Genomic DNA, 13,440 nt, shown 5'->3' with positions numbered 1-13,440 from the left:
TCAGCCGGCCGTCGGCGGGGTCGTCGGCGGCTGCGGCCCGACCGCCGGCCCGCCCGGCTGAGGCCCGGCGGTCGGGCCGTCCCGCTGCGGCCAGGTGGTCGGCCCGCCCGGCTGGGGTCCGGTGGTCGGGGCCGTCGGCTGCGGCCAGGTGGTCGGAGCCGTCGTCGCCGGCTGCGCCGCCGGGTCCGTCGGGTGCGGCCAGGCCGGTGCGCCGGCCGGCTCCTCGGGCATCAGGAACCACATGACCGGGTACGCCAGCGCGGCCAGACCGCCGGTGACCAGGGTCGCCACCGCGAACAACACCCGGACCAGGGTGGGGTCGACGGCGAAGTAGCGGCCGAGACCGCTGGCGACGCCGGCCACCATCCGGTCGGTGGTCGGCCGGCGGAGCTGCTTGTACGGGGCGTGAGGGGTGCTCGTCGAAGTCATGTCTCCACGGTCCGCGCCGACCACCCCGACGACCTCGGTGACTGCCCCGATCCCTACCCTGATCGATCCCCGAGAGGCCAGCCCTGAGTCAGGAATCCGACTCTTTTCCGCACTGGTAACGCGACCCGGGGAGAATTTGGCCCCGTGACCACCTTGCTGGAGCCGCTCCGCAGGATCGCGGCATATGCAGTCTGTGCTGATTCAGTCGGCCGAGTGTTACTGGTCCGCGCATCGGAGCGCTCCGGCACCCCCGGCGTATGGTCCCTGCCCGGCGGGGCGGTCGACCACGGCGAGGACCCGAACCACACCGTCGTCCGGGAGACCGCCGCCGAGACCGGTCTCTCGGTCGCCGTCGCCGGCCTGGCGGACGTGCTGGCCGACATGCGCGCGCTGCCCGAGCGCCGCATCACCATCCACACCGACCGCCTGATCTACCAGGTGTCGGTGCGCGGCGGCACCCTCACCGACCGGGTCGACCGCTCCACCGACCTGGCCCGTTGGTACACCCTCGACGAGGCACGGGAGCTGCCGCTGCGGGCCTTCACCGCCCGTGCCCTCGGGCTGCCGGCGTCCTCCGCCGACGTGGTCCCCGACGAGGCCCCCGAGTTCCCCTCCTTCTACGCCGTCCCCGGCCCGGACGGGCTGCACCGGGCGCAGCGCTTCGCCGCGTACGCGGTGGCCACCGACCCGGCGGGTCGGGTGCTGCTCACCCGGGTCTCCGACGGCTACCCGGGCGCGGGCTGCTGGCACCTGCCCGGCGGCGGCACCGACTACGGCGAGCAGCCGGGCGCGGCGCTGATCCGGGAACTGGTCGAGGAGACCGGGCAGACGGGGCGACTGGTCGAGCTGCTCGGGGTGGCCAGCCACCGCGACGCCGCCTCGCTCGGCCCGGAGGGCTACCCGATCGACTGGCACGGCGTGCGGGCCTTCTACCGGGTGATGGTCGACCAGCCCGCCCCGCCCACCGTCACCGACGTGGGCGGCTCCACCTGCGAGGCCCGCTGGTTCGGCCGCGAGGAGTTGGGCGCCCTGCCCACCGACCGGCTCACCGAGGTCACCGCCGAGGCGGTCCAGGCCGCCCGCCTCACCGCCTGACCGGCTGCGCCCGTCGCACCGGCCGGACAGGCCGGTGCGACGGCACCCACCCCGCTCGGGCGACCGCTAGCCTCATGATCGACGGGGCGGAACGCGGGCGGGGGAGTACACGTGCAGGAGCGACGACGGATCGCGGCGTACGGCTGGTGTGCGGACGACACCGGCCGGGTGCTGCTGGTGCGCGGGGCCGCAGCCGATCCGGCACCGGGGCTCTGGCGGCTGCCCGGTGGGGGTGTGGCGCACGCGGAGCATCCGGCCGACACGGTGGTCCGCCGGTTCACCGGGGAGACCGGGCTGGGCGTCGCCGTCGGCGGGTTGCGCGCCGCCGTCGCCGACCTGTCCACCCGCCGCCTCGGCGCGGTCGAGGTGCCGGTGCACACCGACCGGTTGGTGTTCCACGTCACGGTCCTCGATGGTCAGCCGTCGCACGGTGACCAAACGACCGCCGACGGTCCCGCCGAACTGGCCTGGTGCACTCCGCAGCAGGCCGCCACGCGGCCGCTGATGCCGTTCACCGCCGAACTGTTCGGCCTGCCCGCCCCGCCCGCCGCCGGACCGCCTGGACCGCCTGGACCGCCACCACCTCCGCCCGCCGCCGGACCGCCGACCGGGCCAGCCCCGTCGGATTCACCGGCCGGGTCGGAGTCGGCGGAAGAGGCGGGGTCGGCGGAAGTAACGTCCGCCGGGGTGGAGCCCACTGCTGACCGACGGCAGCGGTTCGCCGCGTACGGGCTGGTCACCGACCCCGACGGACGGGTGCTGCTCACGATGATCGCGCCCGGCTATCCGGGTGCCGGTCTGTGGCACCTGCCCGGTGGCGGCACCGATCACGGTGAGCAACCGGTTGACGGTCTGTTACGGGAGTTGGTGGAGGAGTCGGGTCAGCGGGGCCGGATCGACCGGCTGATGCTGGCCGACAATCTGCACAATCCGGTCGCGCTGGGCCCGGAAGGGCGTCCGTTGGACTGGCACGGGGTGCGGGTGATCTATCGGGTGCTGGTTGACGAGCCCACCGATCCAGTGGTCACCGAGGCGGCCGGCGGATCGACGCAGGCCGCCGCCTGGTTCACGTCTGCCCAGCTCAGCGGCCTGGCGATGACCGACGTCGCGGAGTTGGCCACCGGGCGGACGGTCGGATGACGGTCGCTCGACGAGCCGACTGTGGGGTGCTCCGGTAAAGTCGGCACTGCGGTTGGCGAAGAAAACGGGCGATGAAGCCCGAGATGGGAATAAGCGAGCGGTTTGCGCGGTTAAGAGTAGTTACCAGTACCGCCGGCAGCTATCGCCAACCACCACGCCGCTGTGCAATGGTGTACTCCGCTCGAACGGCTGCCGGGCCAAGAGCGGTCCGGCACGAGACAGCCGGACACCCGCCCACACGGGCGGCCAGCCGATCCGGTGATGGAGGAAAACGTGCCGAGAGCCCCATGGCGCCGGCGTCGTACGACTGACAGTCCGCGCCCCGCAGGGCGTCGCTGGGCGGGCCGGTTGCGCCGCAGCAGCACATTCGCCCGCCAGGTGCTGCTGGTCCGGGTGGGTCGCCGGGATGGCGACCAGCTCAACGGCACCGACCTGGTTCTTCCCGAGCACCGCGTCGACCGGCAGCGTCGCCGTTACGGTTTCGACCGTCGCGGGGTCACCCTCGACCGTGCCGAGATCGCGGCGGTCGCCCCGGTCAGCCCGGCCCTCAGCCCCGCCGCGCCGGTCGACGAGTCGCCCGCGATGGCGATCCCGCTGCTCCCCGGCGCGCGTACCCCCGCCCGCCGGATGAAGTTCGCGCTGGTCAACGCCTGCACCCTGGCCAGCCTGGTGCTCGGCATCAACGCCATCTTCGTCGCCATGAACGGCCAGACCCGGATCGCAGCACTCCTGCTGATCGCCTGCGTCATCTTCGACGGCCTCGACGGCGCGCTCGCCCGCAAGTTCGGCGTGGCCAGCCCGTTCGGTGCCCAGATGGACTCGCTGGCCGACATGTGCTCGTTCGGCCTCGCCGCCCCGGTGGTGGTCTACGCCGCACTGGCCGGATCGGCCCCCACCGCCGCCGCGGCGGTCGCGGCCGCCCTCGTCGCGTCCTGCGCCGCGATCCGGCTCGCCCGGTTCAACGTCTCGCCCAAGGACGGCCGGTTCTTCTGCGGTGTGCCCACCACGATGGCGGCGGCGGTGCTCGCCCTCACCGTGGCCATCGGGCTGCCGCTGCCGGCGAGCGTGCAGATCGGCGGGGTGGCGCTGCTGGCCTTCGCGATGGTCTCCAGCTTCCCGTACGCCAAGCTGGCCCGGCTGGTGAAACTGCCGCCGTGGCTGTGGCTGGCCCCGGCCGTCGGCGCGCTTGTCGACATCCGGCTCACCTTCGCCCTCGTGGTGGTGGGCTACCTGGTCAGCGGTCCGCTGCTCTGGCTGCACCAGCGCCGCACCGCCTGACCCGTCCGCAGCTACACGACAGGGGCGCCGCGACCGCGGCGCCCCTGTTCGCGTTCGTGTCGACTCAGCTCCAGCGGGCGATGACCGAGGAACCGCCGACCACCTTGTCGCCGGGGCCGACCAGCGGGGTGGCGGCGTCGGCCGGCAGGTAGACGTCGGTACGGGAGCCGAAACGGATCAGCCCGAACCGCTCCCCCCGGGCCAGCAGCGCCCCCACCGGTGCCCGCTGCACGATCCGGCGGGCGATCAGCCCGGTCCGCTGCGCCACCACCACCGTGCCGTGCGCGGTGTCCAGCACCGTGTAGGCGGCGACGTTGTGCTCGGCGTCCGGCTTCATGGCGTTGACGAAGCCGCCGTCGGCGACGAAGTAGTCGACCACCTTGCCCGCCACGGGGGAGCGGTTGACGTGCACGTCCAGCACCGACAGGAAGACCGCGATCCGCAGCCACTCACCGTCGCCGAACCGTTCGTCGTGCAGCCGCTGCACCGACAGCACCTGACCGTCGGCGGCGGCGACCACCGCGGACGGGTCCTCCGGCACGTCCCGCTGCGGGTCCCGGAAGAACGCGGCCACCGGGGCGGCGGCCAGTGCCGGCACCAGCCACAGCTTCGACTTCGGCCGGACGACCCGGGCGACGGCGGCCAGGCCGAGCGCGATGCCGGCCGCGGTGACCCCGTTCGAGTCGATGTGCATGCCCCGGGTCAGCGGCACGCTCGACGGCCGGTACGCCGGGGCCAGCTGGGCGGCCGAGGCGGCGGCGGCCGGGGTGAACCGCAGGTGGTGCACCCGTACCGGCGGGGAGTTACGCAGCACCAGGTCGGTGCGGACGCCGTGCAGCACCCCGATCCGGTCCAGTTCGGCGGCGGCCCCGTCGGTGCGGAACACCGGTGCGGCGACGCTGAGCACCGCGCCGTCGGTCAGGTACTTGGTGAGCCCGTCGACGACGTCGCGGGTCTCCTCGTCGGTGCCGGTGAACGGCTCGGCGGCGATGACCAGCTCGGCGGCGTCCGCCTCGGCGAGGGAGTCGACCACCCGGACCCGGTCGGCGACCCAGCGGCCCTGGACCGTCACGTGCTCACGCAGCGTGGCGGCGTCGGTCGTCGCGGCCGGCACGACGGTCAACGTGTCGCCCGGCAGCAGCGCGTCGATCGCCTCGGCGAGGGCCGCGGCCCCGGGGGCCGCACCCACCAGCAGGGCTGCCTTCGGGTCGTTGCGTCGGGCGAGTTCGGCGACGAGGGTACGGGCGGCACGCTCGCCGATGCGGACCGGACCGGATGGACCGGAGGGGCGCACGGCGGGGAACTGGGTCATGTCGGGCGGACTCCTGACGGGTAGAGACGGACGTCGCGGCGGGACCGCCTCGGACGCCCGGACGAGGCGCATCCGGGCCGGTGCCGGGGCACCTGGTGCGCAGGCACCGGCGGAGCCCGACGACGTGGCGCGTGCCGGCGGAGGCGGGATCTCCCCGGCCAGCATACGAGCCGTCGGACGCCGCCCGCACCGGTGCGGTCAGCTGGGCGCCCCGGGTGGGCCGGTGACCGGGGGGTCCACCAGGTCGCCGGACGGCCGCCGAGAAGCGTCCTGGTCGTCGGACCGGGCCGCCGGTTCGTGCTCGGGTCGGTGGTCCGAGCCGTGCTGTCGGCCCGGCTCGCGCGCCGGGTCGCCGAGGTGCAGCTCGGCGGTGTCCCGCCAGCCGGCGCGTTCGTCGTCCCCGCCAGCCGGGCCGGTCGGCGCGCTGCTCACCGAGCTGCCCGGGGTGGTGCTCACCGGGCCGGTCGGCGTGGCGCTCACCCGGCCGGCCGGAGTGAGGGCCGGCTCGCCGTCGGCCGGCGGGACCAGGCGGTCCGGGGTGCGGGCCGAGCGCACCGCCCCGACCAGCCCGAGCACTCCGATGAGCACCAGCGCGCCGGCCAGGAACCAGCCCACCGCGGGCAGGGCCAGCCCGAGGATCTGGGCGAGCAGCCACCAGAGGGAGAGCCCGACGAAGAGCAGCCCGAAGACGAACGACACCAGATCGGTGCGATGGCCCTTCACCGGATCACCTCCAGATTGCCCGCGTTGACGTGGACGGTGAGCCGCAGCGTGCCGCCGCCGGCCCCGTCCAGCCCCAGATCGGTGACCTGGCGTCCCTGCCCGTCCAACCCGGAGCTGCTCTTCCCGAAGACGGTGGCCTCCCCGGCCTTGACGTTCGTCACGGCCGTGACGTCCACGTTCGGCGGCACCACGATGGTGGCCTCCCCGAAGTTGACCACCACGGTCAGGTCGGTGTCCCGCTTGTCGAAGTCCACCGCACGCAGGTCCAGGGTCGCGTCACCGAAGCTGTTCTCGTAGCGGTCGGCCAGCTCCTGGTAACTGGTCGGGGCCCAGGTGACCGCCCCGTCGACACCCCGAACCCGGTCGTAGGACTCGGCGACCGTGGCGACACCGAGAGCGGCGGCGGCGACCAGGCCGAGGGCGATCAGCCAGCGGGCCCGGCCGAACCAGGTGCCGACCAGCAGCCCGAACCCGATGGTGGCGAGCACCGCCGCGAAGTAGCCGGCGGCGCCGATCGGGAAGACGTCCAGCAGGTCCAGGATGGCGACCACGCCGAGGGCCAGGAAGATCAGCGAGAAGGTCGCGGCACCCAGCGCCGACCGTTCCTTCGGTTTCTTCGGCGGTTTGACCCGGGGTGCGGGCGGCGGCGGTGGGGGAGGGCCCCCGGCGTACGGGCCGTGGGGCGCGAACGGCGGCCGGTAGCCCGTACCGGTGGGTGGGACGGTCACCGGCGCGGTGGCGGGCACACCGGTCAGCGGTGGCCGGGGCGGCCAGGCCGGTGCCTCCGCCCGGGTCGCCGCCAGCTCCATCGGCGCGGCCGGTGGCCAGGCCGGAAGCGGTGCGGTACGGGTCTGCGCCGGCCAGCCGGTGCGGGCCGCCGGCCACCCCGCGGGTTGCCCGCCACGATCCGACGGGAACGGGGATGCCGGCGGGGCGGGCGCCACCGGGGCGAAGGGGGCCGGCCAGCCGACCGGGGGGACCGGTCCGGGCGGGGCGGCCGGGCCGGGCTGTGGACCGGCGGCGGCCGGCACGCCGGGGCGGCTCTCCCGGTTGAGTAGCAGCGCACCACCGATGAGGATGGCCGCGCCCAGCAGCACCGCCCGGAACGCGTCGGTGACGATGTAACCGAAGCCCACCGCGACCGTGATGGTCAGCAGGATCACGGTGATCGGGGACATGCTCGACCGGCCCCGACCCAGCATCGACTCCAGCGGCGAGGCGCTGTCCCCCTCACCCGGGATGATCAGCCAGGCGGCCACGTAGACCAGGATGCCGACCCCGCCGAAGAACCCGAGCACCGCGAGGAGCACCCGCCACAGCACCGGGTCGGTGTTGGTGGCCCGGCCGATGGCCGCGCAGACCCCGGCCAGGTAGCGGCCGTCACGGGGCCGGACCAGGCCGTACCGTGAGGTGAAGCTGGCACCTCCGGACGGCGGGGGATACCCCCCGGGCGGGTTCGGCGCGTCGTCGCCCCCCGTGGGCGACGTGGGCGCCGGGGGCGGCCCGGCGGCGGAGCCGGGCGGCGGCATACCACCCGGTGCGGCCACCTGAGGGTACGGCGGCGGGGCAGGGTCCTCGGTCATGACTCGATCCTGCGGCGTCGCCGGGCCGAGTCGCCTCCGGAACCGACCCTGACCCCACCCTGAGATCCCGGTGGGCGGATGTCCGGGGCGTCCCCGTGGTCGGCACCGTCTCCCCCGTGTGACGATCGGAGCGGCACCGCACTCCGGGGTGTCCGTCCGCCACCCACCGTGACCTGGGAGCCTCCGATCAGCGTCGTGACCCCGCCGCCGCGCCTCTACCGGGCGCCCGAGCACCGGCTGGCCGCCGGTGTGGCCGCCGGCATCGCCGACCATCTCGGCATCTCGGTGCTGCGGGTACGCGTCGCCTTCATGGTGCTGCTCGGGCTCAGCGGACTGGGGCTGCTGCTGTACGCGGCGTTCTGGGCGGTGGTGCCGCTGCGGCCGGGTGACACCGCGACCCCGCCCCGGCGGGACCCCGGGCAGTTGCTGCCGTTCGTGGCGATCGGCCTCGGTGTGCTGCTGGTCCAGGTGCTGGTCTTCGACTCGGTCGGCGCGGCGGGCACCGCCGGTTGGCTGGTGGCGATCATCGCGGTCGGTGCCGGGGTGATCTGGCACCAGTCCGCGCCGGAGCGCCGCCGGCAGTGGAGCGGGTCGATGCCGGTGCCGTGGCTCGGCGCGGTGGTGGAGGAGAGCGACCGGCGGGCCTTCGTGCTCCGCTTCGCCGGGGGCGCGGTACTGGTCGCCGTGGGCATCATCGGTGTGGCGGCGGTCTACTCGCCGGTGCAGAACCTCGACGCGGTGGTCAACGGGGTGATCTTCGCGTTGGTCGGGCTGGTCGGCGTCGGGGTGGTGGCCGCCCCGGTGCTGTGGCGTACGTGGAACCAGCTCCGCTCGGAGCGGGAGGGGCGCATCCGCGAGCAGGAGCGTGCCGAACTGGCCGCCATGGTGCACGACCAGGTGCTGCACACCCTGGCCCTGATCCAGCGCAACGCCAGCGACGTCAAGACGGTGCAGCGGCTCGCCCGGGGCCAGGAGCGGTCGTTGCGCAACTGGCTCTACAAGCCGACCGCCTCGCCGACCGAACGGTTCGCGGCAGCGCTCGAACAGGCCGCCGCCGAGGTGGAGGACACCTTCGCGATCACCGTCGAGGCGGTGGTGGTGGGTGACCGGGAGACCGACGAACGGGTCGGGGCGCTGGTGGCGGCGGCCCGGGAGGCGCTGGTCAACGCGGCCCGCCATGCCGGGGTGCAGACGGTGTCGCTCTACGCCGAGGTCGAGCCGGAGCAGGTGAGCGTCTTCGTCCGGGACCGGGGCAAGGGATTCGACCCGGATACGGTGGAGGATCACCGGCACGGCGTCCGAGGGTCGATCATCGGGCGGATGAAGCGGCACGGTGGCCGGGCGGAGATCCGTTCCGAGCCCGGGGAGGGGACGGAGGTCCGGTTGATGCTGCCGATCACCGGCACCGGCTCCACGGCGGAAAGGGACAGCTGAGATGGCGGAGCAGTCGATGGAACCGGGTTCGGACGCCCCGACCCGGGTGGAGCGTTTGCGGGTCTTCCTGGTCGACGACCACGCCATGTTCCGGGCCGGGGTCCGGGCCGAGCTGGGCGCACACGTCGAGGTGGTCGGGGAGGCGAGCACGGTGGCCGAGGCGGTCGCCCGGATCGCCGCGACCGGGCCGGAAGTGGTGCTGCTCGACGTGCACATGCCCGACGGTGGGGGTCGGGCGGTGCTGGAGGCGATGCGCCGTAGCCACCCGCAGGTGAAGTTCCTGGCGCTGAGCGTGTCCGACGCCGCCGAGGACGTGATCGGGCTGATCCGGGCGGGTGCCCGGGGCTACGTGACCAAGACCATCTCCCCGGACGAGCTGACCGACGCGATCCGCCGGGTGGCCGACGGGGACGCCGTGTTCAGCCCCCGGCTGGCCGGGTTCGTGCTGGACGCCTTCGCGGCCCGGCCGGACGCCCCGGTCGCCGACCCCGAGCTGGACCAGCTCACCAACCGCGAGCGCGAGGTGCTGCGCCTACTCGCCCGGGGGTACGCGTACAAGGAGATCGCCAAGGAGCTGTTCATCTCGATCAAGACGGTCGAGACGCACGTGTCGAACGTGCTGCGCAAGCTCCAGATGTCCAACCGGTACGAGTTGTCCCGCTGGGCGGCGGACCGACGACTCGTCTGAGACCTCCCATTCCGGGAGCATCGCCCCAGGGCTGACAAGAGATCAATTCGTGTCGCATAATGCCCCGTCGCCTTCGCGCGTGCGGGTGGTGTCACGACCCCGCCCGGGGGCGACGCACACCGGCCCGCCGGGAGCGGGCCCACCCCTGGGGAGAGGTGCACGGAACTGATGTTCGGACAACGAGGACGACGCTGGGCGGGTATCGCCACGGCGCTCGTCACCGGTGGCGCGCTGGTGCTCGCCGCAGCCGGTCCGGCCGCCGCCGAGCCGGCGACGAAGGGCGTGGCGCGGGCGGTGCCGGGTACCGGCGTCACGCTGAAGCTGGACGGTCGGGCGCAGAAGACCTCGGCGCTGGCCCTGGAGTTGAAGGACGGCACCGTGCCGGTCTTCTGCATCGACTTCCACACCCCGGTGGCCCGTGACGGCGAGTACGCCGAGGGCACCTGGGGCGAGTCGGAGGTGAAGAACCTCGGTCGGGTGCAGTGGGTGCTCACCCACGGCTACCCCAACGCCGACCGGGCGAAGCTGCTCGCCGCCGCCGGGGCCACCCTGCCCGCCGGGCTGCCCGACTCCCGGCGTGACACGCTGCTCTACTTCGGCACCCAGACGGCCGTCTGGCACTTCAGTGACGGCATCACCCTGGGCGACTGGGAGCGGGGGCTGACCGCCGCCGCCGAGTACGACGTGATCCGCCGGGTACACGACTACCTGGTGCGCAACGCCACCGACCAGCCGGAGCCGAAGGCCGAGCTGAGCCTGGACCCGGCGTCGGCCACCGCGACCACCGGCGGGCGGGCCGGGCCGTTCACGGTGCACGGGCCGGCGGGGGAGATCGCGCTGAAGGTCGAGGGTGGCCGTGCCGTCGACGCCGAGGGGCGTCCGGTCGGTACGACCACCAACGGTGGCCGGTTCTGGCTGACCGCAACCGCCGCCGGTCGGGTCACCGTGACGGTCTCCGCGCCGGACTCGGTCTCCTTCGGTCGGGTCTTCCTCTTCTCCGGCGGCAAGAACGCCAAGCAGAAGCTGATCCTGGGTGGCAGCACCGGCACCTCGGTGAACGCCGACGCGGCAGCGAGTTTCGCCGCCGCCCCCGCCTCTCCGTCGCCGTCGGCCACCCCGTCCGGGTCGCCGTCGCCGTCGCCGTCCCCCTCGGCCGGGTCGCCGTCGCCGTCGGCCACCCCGGTCGAGTCCTCGTCGCCGGCCAGCCCGGCACCGTCGACCTCGCCCGCCAGCAACGGTGGCGGGCTGCCGTTGACCGGTTCGCCGGTCGCGCTGGCCGCCCTGGCGGGGCTGGCGTTGCTGGCCTTCGGCGCGGTGGCCGTGCTGCTGGTCCGTCGTCGCAAGGTCCACTTCACCGTCTGACGTACGGCTCCCTGCGGCCCCGGCACCCGACGGTGCCGGGGCCGGCTGTTTCACCGGTCACCCCTGCGGGGGCTCCGAGACCCGGTGGCGTGGGGGCGGTGTGGCGGAGGGCCGGTCGTCGGCGGGGTGGGGCGTCGCGGCGGCCGGCAGTCAGCTGCGGTGCAGGTGTGTCGACTGTCTTCGGCCGGCTGGCTGGGACTGTGCTCCGGCTGGCCGAAGCCGCCCTCAGCCGGACGGGCAGAATGCGGTGACGCCCGGTGGAGGTCGGAGCACGCCAACCGGACGGCGGTAAAGCTCACACTGCTGACCCGGGGGTCACCACCCGGTCGAGCGGACTTGCTGTCTTTCCTGCTCAGAGCGGTACGACCAGGGCATCTCATGATCTTTTCTCAAGTATCGGCAACACGGCAGGCAACTAACGGCTTGATAACGGCACCTTCACGTAATGGGCCGGTGGGTGTCACAGTGGCAGCACCTCACCCCTGATGTGAGGCACCCGTGTGTCCCGGCCGACCACGTCGCCGCTGCCTCCGGCACGGATCGTGGTCGTCGAGCCTGCCCGGGAGCCGAGTACGGGGGTGTGGTGGCCCGGCGGATCGGTACCCCTGGGGTGTCCCGATTTCTCTGCGGTAACCGGTGATCTGCAACACATGATCGCCGTGCGGTGTCACCCCCCAACGTGCGTGAAACCCACGACGGAACCAGGTTAGAAAGAGGAGGCCCCTCGGAATGAGAGTCTCGAAGCGGGCGAGCGGCGCCATTGCGATGGGTGCGGCGTTCGCGCTCATCGCGTCCGGCTGCTCCAGCGGTAACGACGACGAAGGCAGCAGCGGCGCCAGCAGCTCGGACGGGGCCATCGTCGTCGACGGCACCGAGCCGGAGAACCCCCTGGTTCCGGCGAACACCACCGAGACCGGTGGCGGCAAGATCATCGACTGGCTCTGGACCGGTCTGGTCGAGTACCCCAACAACGGTGGTGCGCCGCAGAACGCGCTGGCCGAGTCGATCGAGACGACCGACTCCAAGGTCTACAAGATCAAGATCAAGCAGAACACGAAGTTCCACGACGGCACCGTCGTCAAGGCCAAGAACTTCGTGGACGCCTGGAACTGGGGCGCGTACTCGCCGAACGGCGCGCAGAACGCCAGCTTCTTCGCCGACATCGCCGGCTTCGAGGACGTCAACACCTCCGACCCGGACGGTGACGGCCCGAAGAAGGCGCCCGAGCCCAAGGCCAAGGAGATGTCCGGCCTCAAGGTCGTCGACGACTGGAACTTCGAGGTCACGCTCGCCGCGCCGACCGCCGTGTTCCCGACCAAGCTCGGCTACAGCACCTTCATGCCGCTGCCGGACGCCTTCTTCTCGCAGGGCGCCGAGGCATTCGGCAAGAAGCCGATCGGCAACGGCCCGGTCAGCTTCGTCTCGTGGGAGAACAACGTCGCGATCAAGCTGACGCGGTTCGACGACTACAACCTGCGCGACAAGATGAAGATCAAGGACGTCAACGTCAAGATCTACCAGGACGACACGGCGGCCTACAACGACCTGGTCTCCAACAACCTGGACTTCCAGCAGCAGGTTCCGGTCTCCTCGCTGGCCGGCGACAAGTGGAAGGCCGACCTGGCCGACCGGGCGATCCCGTCGACCACGCCGTCCACCGGCATCATCGCGTTCCCGATCTACGACAAGCGCTTCCAGAACCCGAAGCTGCGCAAGGCGATCTCGCTGTCGATCAACCGGCAGGAGATCACCGACAAGATCTTCTTCGGTAACCGTAAGCCGGCCGACAGCTGGGCCAACCCGCTGACCCCGGGTGCCAAGCCGGGCAACTGCACCGCCTGCCAGTTCAAGCCGGACGAGGCCAAGCAGCTCCTGAGCGAGGCCGGTGGCTTCACCGGGCAGCTGAAGATGTACTACAACGCCGACGCCAGCCACAAGGACTGGATGGAGGCCGTCGCCGGGCAGATCAAGAACACTCTGGGTATCGACGCGGTCGCCGTCGGTGTGCCGACCTTCGCGGTCTTCCGGCAGAACATCAACGCCCACAAGATGGACGGCGCCTACCGTGCCGGCTGGCAGCAGGACTACCCGGACGTGGAGAACTGGATCAACCCGCTCTACGTGACCGGTGGCTCCTCGAACGACGGTCTCTACAGCAACCCCGAGGTGGACGCCCTGTCCAAGCAGGCCAGCTCCGCCCCGAGCCTGGAGGCCTCGCACGAGCTGTTCGCCAAGGCGGTCGAGAAGATCGACCAGGACGTTCCGTCGATGCCGATCTACTTCGGTGGCCAGCAGTCCGGTCACTCCGAGAAGATCAAGAAGATGGAGCTGACCAACGTCGGCGAGCTCGACATCACCTCCGTCGAGCTCTGATCCGTTCGATCTGACCCCGGGTC

General features: G+C 72.6%; 10 protein-coding genes and 1 pseudogene. 7 read left to right on the top strand and 4 right to left on the bottom strand.

The annotated features are described in order from the left end of the window. Nucleotides 1-429, bottom strand: coding sequence for a PspC domain-containing protein (locus tag ACQP2H_RS26745; protein ID WP_219464684.1), 429 nt, complete (start codon nucleotides 427-429; stop codon nucleotides 1-3). Nucleotides 430-573: 144 nt separating this feature from the next. Here ACQP2H_RS26745 and ACQP2H_RS26740 point away from each other — a divergent pair, with 144 nt between their 5' ends. The 3 genes from ACQP2H_RS26740 to ACQP2H_RS26730 all read left to right on the top strand — a co-directional run bounded on the left by ACQP2H_RS26740 (nucleotide 574) and on the right by ACQP2H_RS26730 (nucleotide 3,942). After that, entirely contained in the window at nucleotides 574-1,524 is a 951-nt protein-coding gene (locus ACQP2H_RS26740) for an NUDIX hydrolase (RefSeq protein WP_219464683.1), read from the top strand. A 111-nt stretch (nucleotides 1,525-1,635) separates the two neighbouring features. After that, a complete protein-coding gene (locus ACQP2H_RS26735; protein ID WP_433229333.1) occupies nucleotides 1,636-2,664 on the top strand; it encodes an NUDIX hydrolase in 1,029 nt (342 codons plus the stop codon). A gap of 348 nt (nucleotides 2,665-3,012) precedes the next feature. Then, nucleotides 3,013-3,942: a CDP-alcohol phosphatidyltransferase family protein gene (locus tag ACQP2H_RS26730; RefSeq protein ID WP_208567968.1), complete on the top strand. Its 930-nt coding sequence runs from the start codon at nucleotides 3,013-3,015 to the stop codon at nucleotides 3,940-3,942. 64 nt (nucleotides 3,943-4,006) lie between these two features. Here the strand turns inward: ACQP2H_RS26730 and ACQP2H_RS26725 are convergent, their stop codons facing one another. From ACQP2H_RS26725 to ACQP2H_RS26715, 3 genes and pseudogenes are all read right to left on the bottom strand, one after another. Then, the gene (locus ACQP2H_RS26725; protein WP_357535224.1) at nucleotides 4,007-5,254 is read right to left on the bottom strand and encodes a phosphatidylserine decarboxylase; all 1,248 of its coding nucleotides are present in this window, start codon (nucleotides 5,252-5,254) and stop codon (nucleotides 4,007-4,009) included. A 486-nt stretch (nucleotides 5,255-5,740) separates the two neighbouring features. Next, a pseudogene (locus ACQP2H_RS26720) lies at nucleotides 5,741-5,977 on the bottom strand (hypothetical protein); the annotation flags it as partial. Beyond that, nucleotides 5,974-7,560: a PspC domain-containing protein gene (locus ACQP2H_RS26715; RefSeq protein ID WP_433229331.1), complete on the bottom strand. Its 1,587-nt coding sequence runs from the start codon at nucleotides 7,558-7,560 to the stop codon at nucleotides 5,974-5,976. The gene ACQP2H_RS26715 and the pseudogene ACQP2H_RS26720, both read right to left, overlap by 4 nt. Nucleotides 7,561-7,728: 168 nt before the next feature. Between ACQP2H_RS26715 and ACQP2H_RS26710 the strand changes: the two genes are divergently transcribed. The 4 genes from ACQP2H_RS26710 to ACQP2H_RS26695 all read left to right on the top strand — a co-directional run bounded on the left by ACQP2H_RS26710 (nucleotide 7,729) and on the right by ACQP2H_RS26695 (nucleotide 13,417). Continuing rightward, nucleotides 7,729-8,994 (top strand): ATP-binding protein, encoded by a 1,266-nt coding sequence (locus tag ACQP2H_RS26710; RefSeq protein WP_219464680.1) that lies wholly within the window; start codon nucleotides 7,729-7,731, stop codon nucleotides 8,992-8,994. 1 nt (nucleotide 8,995) lies between these two features. Then, nucleotides 8,996-9,682: a response regulator gene (locus ACQP2H_RS26705; RefSeq protein WP_208567972.1), complete on the top strand. Its 687-nt coding sequence runs from the start codon at nucleotides 8,996-8,998 to the stop codon at nucleotides 9,680-9,682. 168 nt (nucleotides 9,683-9,850) lie between these two features. Then, nucleotides 9,851-11,044: a thioester domain-containing protein gene (locus ACQP2H_RS26700; RefSeq protein ID WP_255597737.1), complete on the top strand. Its 1,194-nt coding sequence runs from the start codon at nucleotides 9,851-9,853 to the stop codon at nucleotides 11,042-11,044. 729 nt (nucleotides 11,045-11,773) lie between these two features. Then, nucleotides 11,774-13,417: a peptide ABC transporter substrate-binding protein gene (locus ACQP2H_RS26695; RefSeq protein WP_433229328.1), complete on the top strand. Its 1,644-nt coding sequence runs from the start codon at nucleotides 11,774-11,776 to the stop codon at nucleotides 13,415-13,417. Nucleotides 13,418-13,440: the final 23 nt, after the last annotated feature.

Origin of the sequence: Micromonospora sp. CA-248260 (assembly GCF_050942205.1) — a bacterium.
Lineage (GTDB): Bacteria > Actinomycetota > Actinomycetes > Mycobacteriales > Micromonosporaceae > Micromonospora > Micromonospora antibiotica.
This window is presented reverse-complemented; position numbering and strand designations above follow the sequence as displayed.

What these genes read in the sequence shown, in the direction of transcription:
- ACQP2H_RS26695 (WP_433229328.1), top strand. Translation starts at nt 11,774, where the DNA reads ATGAGAGTCTCGAAGCGGGCGAGCGGCGCCATTGCGATGGGTGCGGCG.
- ACQP2H_RS26745 (WP_219464684.1), bottom strand. Translation starts at nt 429, where the DNA reads ATGACTTCGACGAGCACCCCTCACGCCCCGTACAAGCAGCTCCGCCGG.
- ACQP2H_RS26705 (WP_208567972.1), top strand. Translation starts at nt 8,996, where the DNA reads ATGGCGGAGCAGTCGATGGAACCGGGTTCGGACGCCCCGACCCGGGTG.
- ACQP2H_RS26715 (WP_433229331.1), bottom strand. Translation starts at nt 7,560, where the DNA reads ATGACCGAGGACCCTGCCCCGCCGCCGTACCCTCAGGTGGCCGCACCG.
- ACQP2H_RS26700 (WP_255597737.1), top strand. Translation starts at nt 9,851, where the DNA reads ATGTTCGGACAACGAGGACGACGCTGGGCGGGTATCGCCACGGCGCTC.
- ACQP2H_RS26725 (WP_357535224.1), bottom strand. Translation starts at nt 5,254, where the DNA reads ATGACCCAGTTCCCCGCCGTGCGCCCCTCCGGTCCATCCGGTCCGGTC.